General features: G+C 67.5%; 17 protein-coding genes. 13 read left to right on the forward strand and 4 right to left on the reverse strand.

Features of this window, described 5'->3' with window-relative positions:
• Positions 1-12: 12 nt before the first annotated feature.
• Positions 13-1,710 carry an electron transfer flavoprotein-ubiquinone oxidoreductase gene (locus ACSQ9E_RS07050; RefSeq protein ID WP_057269782.1) on the reverse strand — a complete coding sequence of 566 codons (1,698 nt, stop codon included), beginning with the start codon at positions 1,708-1,710 and terminating at the stop codon, positions 13-15.
• Positions 1,711-1,850: 140 nt separating this feature from the next.
• Between ACSQ9E_RS07050 and ACSQ9E_RS07055 the strand changes: the two genes are divergently transcribed.
• The 4 genes from ACSQ9E_RS07055 (at position 1,851) to ACSQ9E_RS07070 (ending at position 7,200) form a co-directional block, all read left to right on the forward strand.
• Positions 1,851-2,633, forward strand: coding sequence for an SDR family oxidoreductase (locus tag ACSQ9E_RS07055; protein ID WP_057206117.1), 783 nt, complete (start codon positions 1,851-1,853; stop codon positions 2,631-2,633).
• Positions 2,634-2,651: 18 nt separating this feature from the next.
• A complete protein-coding gene (locus ACSQ9E_RS07060) occupies positions 2,652-3,548 on the forward strand; it encodes a DMT family transporter (RefSeq protein ID WP_436217280.1) in 897 nt (298 codons plus the stop codon).
• Positions 3,545-3,967 carry an acyl-CoA thioesterase gene (locus ACSQ9E_RS07065; protein ID WP_057269780.1) on the forward strand — a complete coding sequence of 141 codons (423 nt, stop codon included), beginning with the start codon at positions 3,545-3,547 and terminating at the stop codon, positions 3,965-3,967. The genes ACSQ9E_RS07060 and ACSQ9E_RS07065 overlap by 4 nt, the downstream gene beginning before the upstream one ends.
• Positions 3,968-4,125: 158 nt before the next feature.
• Entirely contained in the window at positions 4,126-7,200 is a 3,075-nt protein-coding gene (locus tag ACSQ9E_RS07070) for an EAL domain-containing protein (protein ID WP_436217281.1), read from the forward strand.
• 18 nt (positions 7,201-7,218) lie between these two features.
• Here the strand turns inward: ACSQ9E_RS07070 and ACSQ9E_RS07075 are convergent, their stop codons facing one another.
• Genes ACSQ9E_RS07075 through ACSQ9E_RS07085 form a run of 3 tightly spaced genes read right to left on the reverse strand, consistent with a single transcriptional unit; the run spans position 7,219 to position 9,377 of the window.
• On the reverse strand, positions 7,219-7,950 hold the full coding sequence (locus ACSQ9E_RS07075) for a hypothetical protein (RefSeq protein WP_436217282.1): 732 nt from the start codon (positions 7,948-7,950) through the stop codon (positions 7,219-7,221).
• A gap of 20 nt (positions 7,951-7,970) precedes the next feature.
• A complete protein-coding gene (locus tag ACSQ9E_RS07080; RefSeq protein WP_436217283.1) occupies positions 7,971-8,552 on the reverse strand; it encodes a peroxidase-related enzyme in 582 nt (193 codons plus the stop codon).
• Positions 8,553-8,594: 42 nt separating this feature from the next.
• Complete coding sequence (locus tag ACSQ9E_RS07085) at positions 8,595-9,377, reverse strand: IclR family transcriptional regulator (RefSeq protein WP_436217284.1); 783 nt, start codon at positions 9,375-9,377, stop codon at positions 8,595-8,597.
• A gap of 122 nt (positions 9,378-9,499) precedes the next feature.
• Here ACSQ9E_RS07085 and ACSQ9E_RS07090 point away from each other — a divergent pair, with 122 nt between their 5' ends.
• From ACSQ9E_RS07090 to ACSQ9E_RS07130, 9 genes are all read left to right on the forward strand, one after another.
• Positions 9,500-10,507 (forward strand): Bug family tripartite tricarboxylate transporter substrate binding protein, encoded by a 1,008-nt coding sequence (locus ACSQ9E_RS07090; protein ID WP_436217285.1) that lies wholly within the window; start codon positions 9,500-9,502, stop codon positions 10,505-10,507.
• 44 nt (positions 10,508-10,551) lie between these two features.
• The gene (locus ACSQ9E_RS07095; protein WP_436217286.1) at positions 10,552-11,505 is read left to right on the forward strand and encodes an amidohydrolase family protein; all 954 of its coding nucleotides are present in this window, start codon (positions 10,552-10,554) and stop codon (positions 11,503-11,505) included.
• Positions 11,502-12,485: a Bug family tripartite tricarboxylate transporter substrate binding protein gene (locus ACSQ9E_RS07100; protein ID WP_057206130.1), complete on the forward strand. Its 984-nt coding sequence runs from the start codon at positions 11,502-11,504 to the stop codon at positions 12,483-12,485. Before ACSQ9E_RS07095 ends, ACSQ9E_RS07100 begins: the two co-directional genes overlap by 4 nt.
• A 63-nt stretch (positions 12,486-12,548) precedes the next feature.
• Positions 12,549-13,235, forward strand: coding sequence for an RraA family protein (locus ACSQ9E_RS07105; protein ID WP_436217287.1), 687 nt, complete (start codon positions 12,549-12,551; stop codon positions 13,233-13,235).
• Positions 13,232-14,170, forward strand: coding sequence for an NAD(P)-dependent oxidoreductase (locus tag ACSQ9E_RS07110; protein WP_436217288.1), 939 nt, complete (start codon positions 13,232-13,234; stop codon positions 14,168-14,170). Before ACSQ9E_RS07105 ends, ACSQ9E_RS07110 begins: the two co-directional genes overlap by 4 nt.
• Positions 14,171-14,219: 49 nt before the next feature.
• A complete protein-coding gene (locus ACSQ9E_RS07115; protein WP_436217289.1) occupies positions 14,220-15,212 on the forward strand; it encodes a Bug family tripartite tricarboxylate transporter substrate binding protein in 993 nt (330 codons plus the stop codon).
• A 17-nt stretch (positions 15,213-15,229) separates the two neighbouring features.
• Positions 15,230-16,186 carry a Bug family tripartite tricarboxylate transporter substrate binding protein gene (locus ACSQ9E_RS07120; RefSeq protein ID WP_436217290.1) on the forward strand — a complete coding sequence of 319 codons (957 nt, stop codon included), beginning with the start codon at positions 15,230-15,232 and terminating at the stop codon, positions 16,184-16,186.
• Between the two features lie 6 nt (positions 16,187-16,192).
• On the forward strand, positions 16,193-17,092 hold the full coding sequence (locus ACSQ9E_RS07125; protein WP_436217291.1) for an amidohydrolase family protein: 900 nt from the start codon (positions 16,193-16,195) through the stop codon (positions 17,090-17,092).
• 26 nt (positions 17,093-17,118) lie between these two features.
• On the forward strand, positions 17,119-18,036 hold the full coding sequence (locus ACSQ9E_RS07130) for an SMP-30/gluconolactonase/LRE family protein (protein ID WP_436217292.1): 918 nt from the start codon (positions 17,119-17,121) through the stop codon (positions 18,034-18,036).
• Positions 18,037-18,150 lie beyond the last annotated feature (114 nt).

Below are 18,150 nucleotides of genomic sequence, written 5' to 3' on the forward strand. Positions count from 1 at the left end.
TGTTGGCCGCTCTTACATGCCCGAGTAGTTCGGGCCGCCGCCGCCTTCTGGCGTCACCCAGACGATGTTCTGCGTGGGGTCCTTGATGTCGCAGGTCTTGCAGTGCACGCAGTTCTGCGCGTTGATCTGCAGCTTGTCCTCGCCAGCGTCGGTCTTGATGAACTCGTACACCGCGGCCGGGCAGTAGCGCGCCTCGGGGCCGGCGTACTTGGCCAAGTTGATGTTCACGGGCACGCTGGCGTCCTTGAGCGTCAGGTGGGCCGGCTGGTTCTCGGCGTGGTTGGTGTTGCTGATGAACACGCTGGAGAGCCGGTCAAACGTCAGCTTGCCATCGGGCTTGGGGTAGATGATGGGCTTGCACTCGGACGCGGGTTTGAGGTGCACATGGTCGGGCTTGTCGCGGTGCAGCGTCCAGGGGATATTGCCCTTGAGCACGAACTGCTCCAGGCCGTTCATGATCGTTGCGGTGACCAGGCCCTTCTTGAACCAGTTCTTGAAGTTGCGGTCCTTGTTGAGCTCGGTGTGCAGCCAGCTCTTCTCGAAGGCCTCGGGGTAGGCGCTCAGTTCATCGTGCTGGCGCCCGGCCACCACGGCATCGTAGGCAGCCTCGGCGGCCAGCATGCCGGACTTGATGGCGGCATGGCTGCCCTTGATGCGGCCCACGTTGAGGTAGCCCGCGTCGCAGCCGATCAGTGCGCCGCCGGGGAAGATGGTCTTGGGCAGGCTCAGCAGGCCGCCGGCCGTGATGGCGCGCGCGCCGTAGCTGATGCGCTTGGCCGGCTTGATGCCCTTGGACTCGTCGCCCTCCAGGTACCAGCGGATGTTGGCATGCGTCTTCCAGCGCTGGAATTCCTCGAACGGGCTGAGGTAGGGGTTGGAGTAGCCCAGGCCGGTGATGAAGCCCAGCGTGACCTTGTTGTCGTCCAGGTGGTACAGGAAGGCGCCACCGTAGGTGTCGTTCTCCATGGGCCAGCCGGCGGTGTGCATCACGAAGCCGGGCTGGTGGCGCTGCGGGTCGATCTCCCACAGTTCCTTGATGCCGATGGCGTAGCTTTGCGGGTCGGAATGCGCATCGAGCTTGAAGCGCGAGATCAGCTGCTTGCCCAGGTGGCCGCGCGAGCCCTCGGCGAAGATGGTGTACTTGGCGTGCAATTCCATGCCCAGCTGGAAGTCGGCCGTGGGCTCGCCTTCCTTGCCGATGCCCATGTTGCCGGTGGCCACGCCCTTGACGGAGCCGTTGTCGTTGTAGAGCACTTCGGCGGCCGGAAAGCCCGGGAAGATCTCCACGCCCAGGGCTTCGGCCTGCTCGCCCATCCACTTGACCACGTTGCCCAGGCGCACCACGTAGTTGCCGTGGTTCTGGAAATTGTGGGGCAAAAACACGTTGGGCACGCGAAAGGACGATTTCTCGCCCAGGAAGACCATCGCGTCGTCGGTCACGGGCTGATTCAGGGGCGCGCCCTTGGCCTTCCAGTCGGGGATCAGCTCGGTCAGGGCCTTGGGATCCATGATGGCGCCCGACAGGATGTGCGCGCCGGGCTCGGAGCCTTTTTCGAGCACCACGACGGAGATGTCCTTGCCATGGATGGCTGCCATCTGCTTGAGCCGGATGGCGGTGGCCATGCCGCCGGGGCCGCCGCCCACTACGACCACGTCGTATTCCATTGCTTCACGGGGACCATACTGGGCGAGGATTTCTTCGTTCGTCATGGGTTTCTCGTCGGGCGTTTGATATCGTGTGGATTGTCTTCGGACAGGACCCTGGTTCCTGTCTGCCTGGAGACTGATTGTATTCATGGATTTCGGACAATCGAACGACCGTTCTTTTTTCTGCAGTGGAGGCTCTCTAAATGGCATACAGCATCGATCTATCCGGCCGCGTGGCGTTCATCACCGGAGCGTCCAGCGGGCTGGGCGCCCAGTTCGCGCGGACCCTCGCGCGCGCAGGAGCCGGGGTGGTGCTGGCCAGCCGCCGCGTTGAAAAGCTCAAGGAGCTGCGTGCCCGCATCGAGGGGGAGGGCGGTGACGCCCACGTGATCGAACTGGACGTGACCGACCACATGTCGATCAAGGCGGCGGTGGCCCATGCCGAGACCGAGATGGGCTCCATCGACATCCTGGTGAACAACTCGGGCGTGAGCACCACCCAGCGCCTACAGGATGTGACGCCCCAGGACTACGACTTCATCTTCGACACCAACGTCAAGGGCGCCTTCTTCGTCGCACAGGAGGTGGGCAAGCGCATGCTGGCGCGCTCGCGCGGGGCGGCTCCGGGCAGCTTCACCGGCGGGCGCATCATCAACATCGCCTCCATGGCGGGCTTGAAGGTGCTGCCGCAGATCGGCGCCTACTGCATGAGCAAGGCCGCCGTGGTGCAGATGACCAAGGCCATGGCCATGGAATGGGGCCGATTCGGCATCAACACCAATGCCATCTGCCCGGGCTACATCGACACCGAAATCAACCACCGCCACTGGCAGACCGAACAGGGCCGCAAGCTCATCGACATGCTGCCGCGCAAGCGCGTGGGCAGCCCCGAGGACCTCGATGCGCTGATCATCATGCTGGCCAGCGACCAGAGCCACTTCATCAACGGGGCCGTGATTGCGGCAGACGATGGCTTTGCGGTGTAGCCCGCGCCGCTTGACCCGATGCTGACCGGAATCCTGGCCGGGCTCGCTGCAGGCGCGCTCTGGGGGCTGGTGTTCGTGGCGCCCTACATGGCGGGCACGTTTGCCTCGGTGGATCTGACGGCGGGCCGCTTCGTGGCCTACGGCGCAGTGGCCGTGGGCATGCTGCTGTGGGGCCTCAAGGGCAAGCCGCGCCGGCCCACCCCCGCCCAGGCCTGGGCGGCGCTGTGGCTGTCCGTGCTGGGATTCACGGGCTACTACCTGCTGCTGGTCTGGGCGATCCGCGATGCGGGGGCCGAGATGCCGGCGCTGATCATCGGCACCATTCCGGTCTGGGTCATGCTGCTGGGCAAGCCCCAGGGCCTGCGCTGGGCCGCACTGGTGCCCGGGCTGGTGCTCACCGTGGCCGGCCTCGCGCTGATGGCCGAGGTTCCGCACGGCGATGCAGCGGCATCCGGCGCCGGCAGCTACTGGCGCGGCATCGCCATCGCGCTGGTGGCGCTGGTGTTCTGGACGGCCTTCGCCATCCTCAATTCCGCATGGCTCAAGCGCCACCCCGAGGTGCGCGCCACCGACTGGGCCAACTGGCTGGGCGTGGCCACGGGGCTGGGCGGCCTGCTGCTGTGGCTGGTGGGCGGCTCCAGCCTGCCCGCCCTGGCGGCGCAACCGGCGTGCGGCGTCTTGGTGGCCGTGTGCCTGGCGCTCGGTTTTGGTTCGAGCTGGCTGGCCACCATTTTGTGGAACATCGCCAGCCAGCGCCTGTCTGCCAGCCTGTGCGGGCAGCTCATCGTGAGCGAGACTTTGTTCGCTCTCGTATATTCGTTCGCGTGGGAGGGGCGCTGGCCCTCGCCCGCGCAGTGGGCGGCCGTGGGGCTGTTCACTCTGGGCATCCTCGCTTCCATCAAGGCACACCGATGAAGATTGAAATCCCCGAAAAGAAGAAGCTGGTGCACGAGATGCGGTTTCCCGTGCGCTGGGGCGACATGGACGCCATGGGCCATGTGAACAACACCGTGTATTTTCGGTATCTAGAGACGGCGCGCATCGACTGGCTGGTGTCGGTGGGCTGCAACCCCGACCCCACAGGCCAGGGGCCGGTCATCGTCAACGCCTTTTGCAACTTCTACCAACAGCTCGAGTACCCGGCCGACGTGCTGCTCAAGCTCTATGTGAGCGACCCGGGCCGCACCACCTTCGAGACCTGGGGCACCATGGAGCGGGTGGACCGGCCGGGCGTGGTTTATGCCGCTGGCGGTGCCACCACGATCTGGGTCGATTTTCCGCAGAAGAAGGCGGTGGCCCTGCCGGAATGGATGCTGGCCATCGTTCAGGACTGAATTTGCGGCGCTTGACACCTCTGGGTGAATCGGACTAAATGGGCCGATCACAGGGCTCGGGCGGCTGATGGGGGTCGCACGGGTTCATTGAAGAAATGGGGGGAAGGCTGGCGACGTCCTGGCCACGCCGCTTTTCCCGGTCACGAGGGTTTTCGGCCATGGCCACAGAGAGCAGTCCCGCGCGCGATGGTGCGCAACCTGGCGCCTGGCTGCCTGGCTGGGCGGTGCCATTGGCCTTTGCGGCCTTTGTGGCTGGCGTCATTGCGCTGGGGATTGCCCTGCATTTGCAGGGTCAGCGGGCTGCCGAACAGATTGCATCCGAGACCCTGCGGGTCACCTCCGAACTGTCGGCCCATTCGCTGGACACCTGGCTCACGGAGCGCTCTGGCGATGCCGAGGCCATCGGCTCCAATCCCCTGCTGGTCAAGGCGCTCGACCACTGGTGGCAGGGCGATGCGCAACGCGCCGAGTACACCCCCTTCATCCAGCAGCATCTCGAGGGCATCCGGCGCGTCTACGGCTACCGGAGCATTGCGGTCGTCGATGTGGGTACGGACAGGGCGGTGTTCAGCAGCGGAGCCCCTCTGGACGCGCAGCAACGCAGCCGCTTGGCGCAGGCTGGAACGGGTGCGTACCCGCGGTGGATCGAGCTGCCTGCGGAGAATGGCGCAGGGCTGCGCCTGGCCCTGGCGCGCAGCATTGCCGACACCACCCGGGGAACGGGCCATGTGCTTTACATGGAAATGGACCTCCAGTGGCTGGTGGATACGCTGGCCAAGGCCAAGCTGCCGAACTGGGGTGGCGAAACCATCCTGGTGCACCGCGATGCACGGGGCCTGCAGATCCTTGCACCGGCCGGCGGGCCCGGGCTGCAGCCCCTTGGCGGGCCCGGGCCCGTGGTCGAGTCCCTGCTGACCGAGCCCGGGGTTTCCGTGGTGCAGGGGTTTAACCGCCATGGTGTGGCGGTGATGGCGCGGCGCGAGAACATCCTGCTGCCGTCGTGGATGGTGCTCAGCCTGATGCCTGACAAGGCGGTGTATGCGGCGGTGCAGGACCGCAGCAAGCTCCTGGTTCTCGGGGTGGCGGTTCTCCTCCTCCTCGGCTCGCTGCTCTACGCAGCCTGGCGCCGGGGCGACCACCACCGCCACGCCGCGCGCGAGGCCGGGCTGCGCCGGCACTATGAGCAGGTGATGCGTGGCTCGACCGACATCTTTTTCCTGACCGACAACGACGGCATCATCCTCGACGTGAGCCAGACGGCCGTCGATGTGTACGGCTACCCGCGCGAGCAGCTCATCGGCATGAACGCGCAGCGCCTGCGGCCGCCGGCCAACGCCACAGAGCAGGCGGCCATCCTGGAGGCCATGCAGCCTGGCGAGTCGCGACACGTTCGCATTCCCCGGCTGCGTGCCGATGGCAGCACCTTCCTGTTGGAGGGCACCGTCGGCTGCTTCGAATCGGAGGGCATGCGCTACTACGTGGGCATGGGCCGCGACATCACTCGCCAAGCCGAAGTGGAAACGCAGCTGCGTGTGGCCGCGAGCTTCTTCGACCGCTCCGCTGCTGCCATCGTGGTCGGCGACCGTGACAAGCGCGTCGTCTCGATCAACCCCCACCTCACCAAGATCACCGGCTACACGCTCGAGGATCTGCAGGGGCAGCCCACGGTGCTGCTCAATGCCGGGCTCGACCCCGCAGGGGTCGAGCGTGCGCGCGCCATCCTCAAGGCCGAGGGCTTCTGGGAGGGCGAGATGCATATCCGCCGCAAGGACGGCACGGTCTTCCCGGCGCGCCTGCTGGTCTGCGCGCACCGCGGTGCCGATGGCCAGGTGGAGCAGCATGTGGATCTGTTCACGGACCTGACCCGCCTCAAACAGGCCGAAAGCCAGGCCGAGTACCTGGCGGTGCACGACCCCGTGACCAGGCTGCCCAATCGCGCCAGGCTTGAGCAGGACCTGCCGCAGTACATCGCTGCGCTGAATGTCCAGAGTGCAGCGCCCCACAACAGTCTGTCGCTGGCCCTGGTCAATCTGGACCGGTTCAAGAGCGTCAACGAATCGTTTGGCTACGCGCAGGGCGATGTTTTCCTGGTCGAGGTGGCCGAGCGCCTGCGGGGGCTCAGCGCGGACCTCAAGGGCCTGTACCGCTATGGGGGCGATGAATTCATGCTGGTGCTGGCGGGCAACCCCGTCACCCATGCACTGCTGATCAGCCAGGTGCGTGCGCTGCTGGCACCGCCCATCCGCCTTGGCGCGCAGGAGCACCCGGTGTCCCCCACCGCCAGCATTGGCATTGCGAGCAGCCCCGAGCATGCGCGCACTGCGGAGGAGCTGCTGCACAATGTCGAAGCCGCCATGCGCATCGCCAAGGCCCAGGGGCGCAACACCTGGCGCCTGTATGCGCCCGAGATGAACGCCTCGGCCTACGATGACATGCTGCTCGCGGTGGACCTGCGCCAGGCCATCGATGTCGGTGACCTCGAGCTGCACCTGCAGCCCCAGTTCACGCTGGCGCATGGCCAGCCCGTGGGCATGGAGGCCTTGCTGCGCTGGACGCACCGGACGCGGGGCCCGGTGTCCCCGGCGCGCTTCATCCCGATTGCCGAATCCTCGGGGATGATCGCGGAAATCGGCGCCTGGGTGCTGCGCGAGGCTGCGCACATCTGGTCACGCTGGCGCGGCGAGGGGCTGGTGCCCCTGCCCATTGCCGTGAACCTCTCAGCGGTGCAGTTCCAGGCGCCTGACTTCCTGCACGAGGTGGGCCGTGTCCTTTCGGAGTTCGACCTGCCCGCCGGTGCGCTGGAGATGGAACTGACGGAAGGCACGCTGATGGCCAACATGGACGCAGCGGTGGATATCCTGCGCCAACTGGTGGACATGGGCATCCAGATCGCCATCGACGACTTCGGCACGGGCTACTCCAGCCTGAGCTACCTGCGCCGCTTTCCGGTGAGCAAGCTCAAGATCGACCGCTCCTTCATCCTGGACCTGGGCAGGCACGGCAACGAGGAAGCCGAGGCCATCGCCTCGGCCGTCATCGCCATGGCCAAGAGCCTGAAGCTGCGCGTGATCGCCGAAGGCGTGGAAACCCCCGAGCAGCGCGATTTCCTCAAGGACCATGGCTGCGATGAGGTGCAGGGCTATCTGTATGCCCGGCCGATGCCCGTGGAGGCTGCGACGGCGCTGCTCGTGCAGCGCACAAGCCCCACCGAAACGCAAGGCAACTTCGCCTGAGCGCTGCCGCGGCTTGGTTCAGCCCGGTGGCAGGGCGATGCAGCGACCCTGCGGGCCTTCCGGGCCATTGCCCAGCCCAAGCAACAGCACCCGCTGCAACTGCGGCAGGTAGCGGATAGCCGTCTGCGGCGCGCTGTACCCGGCCGAGTCCTGCAGTGCCTCGTCCATGCGCCAGTAGCGGCCGGAGGGCAGGTGCTCGATGGTGAGTGTGCGCACGCCGGTGTAGAAGGTGCTGGTGATCTGCCCTTCGGTACCGAAGAAGCCGCCGCCCGTGCGCGCCGTGCGCCGGGTTCCCAGGAACGCGGTGCCCACGCGCAAGCGCTGGTCACGGCTGGTGCAGCTGCCCTCGAACGCTGCGGCGCAGTGCAGGGGCAGGGCGTTCTGCTGCACGGTGACGGGCTGCACGGCCGGCTGCTTGACCTCGTCGAGTGCCACGGGCACCAGGCGGGCGCAGTCGGCATCGGGCTCCACGCGCCAGGCGCCGGCACCGGGCAGGTCGGCAATGCCGTAGCGCGGCACACCCAGGCCCACCGCCAGGTAGTACGTCGGTCCGGTGACATCCTGGCGCAGCAGCAACAGGGGCGGCTGGGTGCTCGACAGGGGCGAGAGCGTGCCCGGTGGGACTTGCACTGCCAGGGGTTGTGCATCCAGCGTGCCGTTGCCCGGTGCAAAGCCGCTGGCAACAGCATGGGTGCCAGCCAGGCAAACCAATGCCGCACACCACCATGCTGCCATCGAACGATTGGACATGCCCGTGTGCATGGCGTGCTTCAAGCCGAAGGTTTTGCCTTGGGCACGCGGCCCATCAGGTAGAACTCGGGGTTGGGCTGCATGCCGGCAAAGCTGGCCATGCGGTTGCTGAGCCCGAAGAAGGCGGTGATGGCCGCGATGTCCCAGATGTCCTCATCGTCGAAGCCGTGCGCATGCAGCGCAATGAAGTCGGCATCTTCGATCTCGTGCGAGTGCTCGCAGACCTTCATCGCAAAGTCGAGCATGGCGCGCTGGCGCGGGCTGATCTCGGCCTTGCGGTAGTTCACCGCCACCTGGTCGGCCACGAGCGGCTTTTTCTCGTAGATGCGCAGGATGGCGCCATGCGCCACCACGCAGTACAGGCACTGGTTGGCCGCGCTGGTGGTGGTGACGATCATCTCGCGCTCGCCCTTGGTCAGGCTGCCTTCCTCCTTGAGCATCAGGGCGTCGTGGTAGGCGAAGAATGCGCGCCATTCGGCCGGGCGGCGGGCAAAGCCCAGGAATACGTTGGGCACGAAGCCGGCTTTCTCCTGCACTTCGAGGATGCGGGCACGGATGTCCTCGGGCAGGCTGTCGAGCGATGGGGCGGGGTAGCGGGTCACGTCGGTCTCCTTGTCTTTTCTGATGGCACCAGTATCGGGGATTCAAGGATGCCAATGGGTGGCGCGTACCGGACTGTGCGAGGGCGCTGCGGTGTTGCCCGCTAGCGCATAGGACAGCTGCGTGGCGGCGGCCATCACCGTCTGTGCAAGGGCTTCGAGCATTTCTGCCGGCAGGCGCGAAGCCGGGCCCGAGATGCACACCGAGCCCATCAGCCGCCAGTGCATGCCGAACACCGGCGCCGACACCGTGGCCACGCCCTGTTCGCGCTCGCCGATGGACCAGTGGTAGCCCTTCTGGCGGATGGCTTCGTAGGCCTTGCCCGGCTCGCCCGAGAAGGCCAGGATCACGCGGCCCGGCGAGCCCTTGTCCAGCGGCAGGCCTTCGCCCATGCGCGCATGGTGGCGCAGTGCCTGCGGCCCCTCCACGCGCACGAGGCAGGTGCGCACCTGGCCTTCGCGCACGTAGAAGGCGGCGCTCTCGCCCGTGGCATGGGTGAGCTCGCGCAGCGCGGGCTCCAGCACGTTCTGCACGTCGAAGCCCGCCTGGTAGCGCGCGCCCAGCCAGCCGGCAGCAGGGCCCAGGCGCCAGTCGCCATCTTCGCGCTGCACCATGAAGCCCGACTGCGCCAGCGTGCGCGCCAGGCGCAGCACCGTCGTTTTGTGCAGGCCGCAGCGCCGGCTCAGCTCGGCCAGGGGCAGGCTCGATTCGCCCAGCGCAAACGCCTCCAGCACCTGCAGGGCGCGGGTGACGGCGATGACTCCGCCGGTGGTGTCGGCGGCCAGCGGTGCGGCAGGGGCCAGGGGCTTTTCAGGGGTGTTGCTCATGGCGCAATTCGTTTCATGGTGTGCAACTCCATTGTATGGGTTGAAACGTCTGCGTAAAGTCGCATCCACGGCGCCGGGCCATGCAGGCCGGCGTGACGAACCATCACAACGGAGACAAATCCATGCCAGTGCTTCCATCGCTTTCGCGTTCTGCCGGTGCACACCTGTGCGCTGCCTTCCTCGGCCTCGCCGCCGCTGCCATGCCGGCCGGCACGGTTTTCGCGCAGGCAGCCTATCCCAGCAAGCCGATCCGCCTGATCGTGCCCTTCCCGCCCGGCGGCGGCACAGACATGATCGCCCGCACCGTGGCCCAGAAGCTCACCGACCAGAACAAGTGGAACGTGATCGTGGACAACCGCCCCGGTGCGGGCGGCAACCTGGGCGTGGATGCCGCAGCCAAGTCCGCACCCGACGGCTACACGCTGGTCATGGGCCAGACCAGCAACCTGGCCATCAACCCCACGCTCTACCCCAAGCTGCCCTACGACCCGCTCAAGGACCTGGTGCCCGTGGCGCTGGTGTCGTCCTCGCCCATCGTGATGGCCGCGCCCGTCAACTCGCCCTACAAGAGCTTTGCCGACGTGGTGGCTGCCGCCAAGGGCAAGCCCGATGCGCTCACCCTGGGTTACTCAGGCAACGGCACCGTCGCCCACCTGGCCGGCGAGTTGGCCGAGAACGCTGCCGGCATCCAGCTGCGCCACATCCCCTACAAAGGCGCGGCCCAGGCCATGACCGACCTGGTGGGCGGGCAGATCGACCTGTACATGTCCTCCGTGCCCACGCTGCTGGGCCAGGTGCGCAACGGCAAGCTCAAGGTCATCGCCATCACCTCGGCCAAGCGTGCCAGCCAACTGCCCGACGTGCCCACGCTGGCCGAGTCGGGCTACAAGGGCTTCGACGCCGTGACCTGGTTCGGCATCCTGGCACCGGCCGGCACGCCCGCACCCATCGTGGCCCAGCTCAACAAGGCCATCAACCAGGCCCTGCAGCAGCCCGACGTGGCCGACAAGCTGCGCAGCGAAGGCGGCGATGTGATGGGCGGCACGTCCGAGCAGTTCGGCCAGTTGCTGCGCACTGAGGTGCCGCGCTGGGGAAAGATCGTCAAGGACTCCGGCGCAAGCCTCGACTGAGCCTGCAGACCCCCAGCTGAGCCCACGCCCACCGGACCATCGCCATGACCCGCGATTGCCTTGTCACGCCCGTACCTTTCTCGGCCGGCACCGAAAAGCCCGCAGTGGCCGTACCCGCCGGGGCCTGCGACTGCCACGTGCATGTGTACGACAGCCGATTTGCCCTGGCCCCCGGTGCCCGGCTGCTGCCGCCCGATGCCTCGGCCAGCGACTATGGGCCATTGCAGCGGCGCATCGGCACCACGCGCACCGTGCTGGTCACGCCATCGACCTATGGCACTGACAACCGCTGCATGCTCGAAGGGCTTGCCGCACTGGGTGAGCAGGCGCGTGGGGTCGCGGTGATCGACGGCAGCGAGAGCGACGAAGCCTTGCAGCAACTCCGTATCCAGGGTGTGCGCGGTGTGCGCCTGAACCTCTCGCTGGGTGTGTCGGGCACCGCCGATCTGCTGGAGCCGCTGGCCGCGCGCATCGCGCCGCTGGGCTGGCACCTGCAACTGCTGATGGCGCCCGACCTGCTGGCGTCGCTGGGCCCGGTGCTGCGGCGCCTGCCGGTGCCACTGGTGTTCGACCACTTCGGGCGCATCGCACCTGCGCAAGCCGGCACGCATGCCGCCCACGCATTGCTGCTGCAGCTGCTGGCAGACGGCAAGGCCTGGATCAAGCTCTCCGGCGGCTACATCGTCAGCCCGCTGCACACGGTGGACGACCCCGCCCTCGACGCGCTGGCCCAGGGCTACCTGCGCTGTGCGCCCGACTATGTGCTCTGGGGCAGCGACTGGCCCCATGCCACCGCCACGGCCGGCGTGCAGCCCCTGCCCGACGACGCGCGCCAGATGGACCGCCTCGCGCAATGGATCGACCAGGCGCCGAACAGCGGCGCGACCCTGCGCGGCGTGCTGGTGGACAACCCGCAGGCGCTCTACGGCTTCGCTGCGCCCGCAGCCACTCCTGCATCCCCCCTTTCTGACGACGACCTGAAGAGGCCCATGCCATGACCATTTCCACTTCCCGCCGCAGCGTTCTTGCGGCCCTGGCTGCCACGCTGGCCACAGGCTCTGCGTTCGCGCAGGGCGACTGGCCCGCCGGCAAGCTCATCACCTGGGTCGTGCCGTACCCGCCCGGCGGCAGCACCGACGTGTTGGGCCGCAACCTGGCGTTGCGCGTGGCGTCCTCTCTGGGCACCAACGTCATCGTCGACAACAAGGCCGGCGCCACGGGCACCATCGGCGCCGCCTTCGTGGCCAAGGCCGCGCCCGATGGCTATACCCTGCTGGGCACGTCCATCGGCCCGCAGGCGATTGCGCCTCACCTCATGGGCAAGCTGCCCTACGACCCCATCGCGGGCTTCGAGCCCGTGATCACCATCGGCACCATTCCGCACATCCTGGTGGTGGGGGCCAAACAGCCGTTCCAGTCGGTCGCCGATCTGCTGGCCGCGGCCCGGGCCCAGCCGGGCAAGCTCGCCTTCGCCTCGGGCGGCAACGGCACCATCCTGCAGATGCAGGGCGAGCTCCTGCAGCAGCAAAGCGGCACGCGCTTCATTCACGTGCCCTACAAGGGCGACACCCCGGCACTGCAGGACACGCTGGCCGAACAGGTGCAGTTCATGTTTGCGCCGGCCGCCGCCGCGCTGCCCCATGTGCAGTCCGGCAAGCTGCGCGCGCTGGCGGTCACGTCGGCCCAGCGCCTGAAGGCCCTGCCCAGCGTGCCCACCATGGGAGAGGCCGGGCTCAAGGACTTCGTCGTCGAGCAGTGGCAGGCCGTGTTCGCGCCCGCCAAAACCCCCGCACCCGTTGTGCAGCGCCTGAACGATGAGATCGGCAAGGCCCTCAAGGACCCTGCCGTCGTGGCCCTGGCCGACAAGCTCGGCGTGACCCTGGTGGGCGGCACGCCGCGCCAGCTCGGCGACCTGCAGAAGGCCGACTCCGCCAAGTGGGCCAAGGTCATCAAGGACGGGAACATCACCGCCGAGTAGTTCCTTGGTCGCAGACAGGCGCCGCACTTTTCTCCGCACTACCAACCCAACAAGGACCGCACCATGAGCCAGCTTCCCGAAATCATCCGTGACATCGAACGCGTCAGCGCCGAGGTCGTCCAAAAAGCCGCCACCTTCCAGGCTGCCATCCTCGCCGACGTGGCGGGCCGCCGCGGCACCATGCACGCCCGCGTGGCCCCGGTACACCAGGACATGCAGGTCGCAGGCCCGGCCTTCACCGTCGAGGTGCGCCCGGGCGACAACCTCATGATCCACGCCGCCATTGCCTTGGCCCAGCCCGGCGACGTGCTGGTGATCGACGGCAAGGGCGACCAGACCGCCGCCCTGATGGGCACGCTGATGCTCAGCGCCTGCAAAAAGCGGGGCCTGGCCGGCGTGGTCGTCGACGGCGCGATCCGTGACAAGCTGGAACTGCTGGACCTGGGCTTCCCGGTCTTCAGCGCGGGCTTCAACCCCGCCGGCCCCACCAAGTACGTGCCCGGCCGTATCAACCACTCGATCTCGGCCGGCGGCGCCACCGTCCACCCGGGAGACCTGATCGTGGGCGATGCCGACGGCGTGGTGGTGATCGAGCGCGCCAAGGCTCCCGCGATGATGGCCCTGGCCGACAAGAAGGTGGCCGACGAGGCCGCCCGCATCGAGGCCATCGCCCGCGGCGACACGGCATCGAAGTGGCTGCCTGCGGCCCTGCGCGCCGCCGGCGTGCTCAAGGAAGGGGAATCGCTGTGAGCCGCCCTGCCATCATCGTGACCGGGGCCGACCTGGCCGCACAGGCCCTGGCCCTGCTGGAAGACTTCCATATCGTCTATGCCGGCAAGGCCCCCACCGAGGACGACCTGGTGGCCCTGTGCCGCACGCACGACCCCGTGGCCATCATCGTGCGCTACGGCAAGGTCGGTGCGGCCGTGATGGATGCCGCGCCTTCGCTCAAGGTCATCTCCAAGCATGGCAGCGGCACCGACACCATCGACAAGGTGGCAGCAAAGGCGCGTGGCATCGAGGTGGTGGCCGCCGTGGGCGCCAATGCCGCGGCTGTGGCCGAGCAGGCGCTGGCCTTGCTGCTGGCCTGCGCCAAGTCTGTCGTGGCGCTCGATGCGCGCATGCACGCCGGCCACTGGGACAAGGCCACGCACAAGAGCCTGGAGCTCGGTGGCCGCACCGTGGGCGTGGTCGGCCTGGGCGCCATCGGCCTGCGCTTTGCCAAATTGGCCGACGCGCTGGGCATGCGCGTGCTCGGCTTCGACCCCTTCGCGAAGGACCTGCCGGTGTATGTCGAGAGCGTGGACCTGGCTACCATCTGGCGTGACTCGGACGCGATCTCGCTGCACTGCCCTCTGACCGACGAGAACCGCGGCATGCTGGGTGAAGCGTCTCTGGCGCAGTGCAAGCGCGGGGTGATTGTGGTGAACACTGCGCGTGGTGGCCTCATCGACGAGCCGGCCTTGCTTGCGGCCGTGCGCAGCGGCCAGGTGATGGCTGCGGGGCTGGACAGCTTTGCGGTCGAGCCCATGGTCGCCGGCCACCCCTTCCAGGGCGAGGCGAATTTCATCCTCTCCCCGCACATCGGCGGCGTGACCAGCGATGCCTATGTGAACATGGGCGTGGGCGCGGCGAAGAACCTGCTGCAGGTCCTGGCGCGCACCCCTGCCCCAACGGCCGCGTGAGGGAGCAGGGGCGGTACATCCACAGGATCACGATGAGGAGACACAAGCAATGAACAGGCACATACGACTTCCAGCGCTCGCGAGAAAGGCGATGCTGGCCACTTTGACCCTGGCATCCGCCACCTGCTTCGCGCAGGCCGCCGGCTATCCGTCCAAGCCGGTGAAGCTGGTGGTGGGCTTTGCGGCGGGGGGCCCCACCGACGTGGTGGCGCGGGCCTTTGCCGACCACGCCAGCCGTGCGCTGGGCCAGCCCTTCGTCATCGACAACAAACCGGGCGCCAACACCATCTTGGCCGCGCAGGCGGTGGCCAGCGCACCGGCCGATGGCTACACGCTGCTGTTCGGTGCCACCAACCACACGATGATCCCGGGGCTGTACAGCAACCGGGTGAAGTTCGATGCGGTGAAGTCGTTCAAGCCACTGTGCACGGTAGCCACCAGCCCCACCGTGCTGGTGGTGGGGCCGGGCCTGCCGGTGAAATCGCTGGCCGACTATCTGGCGCGTGCGCGCAGGGAGCCGGGCCGCACTACGGCTGGCACAGCGGGCGTGGGCAGTTCAGGCCACTTCGCCACCGAGATGTTCGCCCGGGCCAATGGCCTGCAGCTCAACCACGTTCCCTACAAGGGCGCTGCGCCGGTGGTGACGGACCTGATGGGCGGCCAGCTCGACAGCTCGTTCGCTACCCTGGGCTCGGTGCTGCCGCAGATCCGCAGCGGCAAGCTCGCGGCCCTGGCCGTGGCATCGGCCAAGCGCTCTCCGCTGCTGCCCGATGTCGCCACCTTTGCCGAAGCCGGTGGCGGCAACTACTCGGCCGATGCCTGGTACGGCGTGCTGGCTCCTGCAGGTGTGCCCGAGGCCGTGGCCCGGCAACTGGAGCGCGTGGCGGCAGATTTCGCGAAAAGCGCCGCGGCGGTGGAGAAGCTGCGCGGCATGGGGCTGGATGCGGATTCCACCTGCGGCAAGGCATTTGCCACGCAGGTCGAGCGCGAGGTCGCCACCTACACGCAGATTGCCAAGGACCTGGACCTCAAAGCTGAGTGAATGATCGGAGACATGACATGTTGCGTTTTCTCAAACCCCTGATCGCTGCCTGCGCCCTGGCCGTCGGCATGGCCCATGCTGCGTTCCCTGATCGTCCCATCACCATCGTCGTGCCCTATGCGCCGGGAGGGGCGGCAGATGCCGTGGCGCGCGTGCTGGCCACGCGCCTGGGCGCCAGGCTGGGCACCAGCGTGATCGTGGACAACAAGGCCGGTGCCAGCGGCACCATCGGCGCCAGCTACGTGGCCAAGGCCAATGCCGACGGCTATACCCTGCTGTACGACGCCACGCCGTACTCTATCAACCCGCACCTGTTCCCCAAGATGCCGTATGCGGCCAACGCGCTGCAGCCGCTGTCGCTGGTGCTGCTGGCACCTAACGTGCTGATCGTGAAGGCGGACTCGCCGCTCAAGAACATCAACGACCTGGTCGCCAAGGCCAAGGCCGCTCCGGGCAAGCTCAACTTCGCCTCGGGCGGCAGCGGCACGGTGCAGCGCCTGGCTGCGGAGCTGATGCGCCAGCAGCTCGACCTGGACATGGTGCATGTGCCCTACAAGAGCGGCGGCCCGGCCATCACCGACGTGATGGCCGGCCAAGTGGACTTCATGTTCGGCACCGTGGCCGCGACCTATCCCCACATAGCGGGCGGCAAGTTGCGCGCACTGGCCGTGTCGGCGCCCGAGCGCTCCAGGCGCCTGCCCGATGTGCCCACGGTGGCCGAGACGGTGATCCCCGGCTACGAGGCCTTTGAATGGAACGGCATGTTCCTGCCCGCCGGGACGCCCGAGCCCATTGCCGCCAGGCTGCGCCAGGCAGTGCAGGACGTGATGAAGGAGGACGAGGTGAAACAGCGCCTGGCCGATATGGGCGCCCAGGCCGTCGGCTCCACACCCGCCGAGTTCGCCACCTTCCTCAAGAAGGAAGACACCAAGTGGGGCGAGGTGGTGCGCAAGGGCAGCATCAAGCTGGATTGACCTGCCATGGGCCTGCCACCCCTTCTGGATCCCGTGCCGCATTCGCTGGGCCTGAACCGCCCGTTGCGCGCGCTGCCCGCCCTGGCGTGCGACAGCCACATGCACATCTTCGACACGCGCTTTGCGCCGTCGCCGCACTGGCCGCGCACACCGCCCGAGGCACCCGTGGCCGCCTACCGGCAGCTGCAGCAGCGCCTGGGCACCGCGCGCACGGTCGTGGTCACGCCCTCCACCTACGGCATCGACAACGCTTGCACGCTGGATGCACTGGACCAACTGGGCGACAGCGCACGCGGCGTGGCCGTGGTGGACCAGCAGGTCGGCGATGTGGAGCTGGGCCGCCTGGCCGCACGGCGCGTGCGCGGGCTGCGTGTGAACTTCGTCTCGCCCCAATCCTGGGGCATGACCACAGAAGAGATGCTGACCACCCTGGCGGGCAAGCTGGCGCGCCATGCGGACTGCGGCGGCTGGCACATCCAGGTGTTCGCGCACCCGGAGCAGATCGTGGCGCTCGAAGCGGTGCTGCAGGCCTTGCCGGTGCCGCTGGTGATCGACCACCTGGGCCGCATCGACCCGGCCGAGGGGCCATCGGCCCCGGCCTGGGCTACGCTGCAACGCCTGCTTGACGGGGGCAACACCTGGGTCAAACTCTCCGGCGCCTACATGCGCTCCACGGTGCAGGTTCCGGGTTACGCCGATACGCTGCCCCTGGGCCGCGCGCTGGTGCAGGCCGCTCCCGAGCGCCTGGTGTGGGGCAGCGACTGGCCGCACACCACCGAGCCGCCCGGCACCGTGAACGATGCCGATCTGGTGGACCTGCTGCAGGCCTGGGTCGTGACGGATGCTGCGATGGACCGCATCCTGGTGGACAACCCTGCGCGGCTGTACGGATTTCCTGCCGCGTGAAGATCAGAGCCAACGAAAGCCATCCCATGTTTCTGCTGCAAGCCCCCCAAGTGCGCGACCTCGAACTCTTCACCGCCATGCCCGAGTCGCTGCGCCGGCGCGAGCGCAGCGCCTGGGCCGATGCCAACCGGGCAGGTGCCATCACCGACTCGTTTCTCGAAGGCCCGGTGTTCGACGCTGCCGGCAATCTCTACGTGACCGACATCCCCTGGGGCCGCATCCTGCGCGTCGACCCCGCAGGTTCCTGGACACTCGTTGCCGAATACGACGGCGAGCCCAACGGCATGAAGTTCCTCGATGCCGGCACTTTGTTGATCACCGACTACAAGAACGGCCTCATGCGACTGGACGTGGCGAGCGGGCGGGTCACCCCGTACCTGGAGCGGCGCAACAGCGAGCGCTTCAAGGGCGTGAACGACCTGGTCTTCGACGCCGAGGGCAATCTCTACTTTACCGACCAGGGCCAGAGCGGGCTGCACGATCCAAGCGGGCGCCTGTACCGCCTGCGCCCCAATGGCCAGCTCGATCTGCTGCTGGCCAATGTGCCCAGCCCCAATGGCGTGGCCTTGTCGCCCGACGGGCGCGTGCTCTACCTGGCCGTCACGCGCGGCAACTGCGTCTGGCGCGTACCGCTGCTGCCCGATGGCAGCGTGGCCAAGGTGGGACAGTTCTTCACCTCCTACGGCCCGAGCGGCCCGGACGGGCTGGCCGTGGACGCCCAAGGCCGGCTGCTCGTGGCCAATCCTGGCCTGGGCTATGTGTGGGTGCTCAACCACCGGGCCGAGCCCGAGCTGGTGCTGCGCGGGCCAGCGGGCGCGTCGACGACCAACCTGGCCTTTGGCGGGGAGTGCGGGCAGACGGTGTTTGTCACCGATTCGACCCACGGGCACATCCTGCGGGCGCAGCTCGACGCGCCAGGCCTGCCGCTGGCGCGCGGTCTCTGAGTTAGCACGCTGTTTGGCAATGGCTGTGGCATTTCGATAAATATTGACTATCGGGGAAATTCAATCGATTCAGTTTACGCGCCATGGATTGTTTCCTACCATGGGTCTTGCCAA

It is taken from the genome of Acidovorax sp. LjRoot118, from assembly GCF_964253575.1.
Classification (GTDB): Bacteria; Pseudomonadota; Gammaproteobacteria; order Burkholderiales; family Burkholderiaceae_C; genus Acidovorax.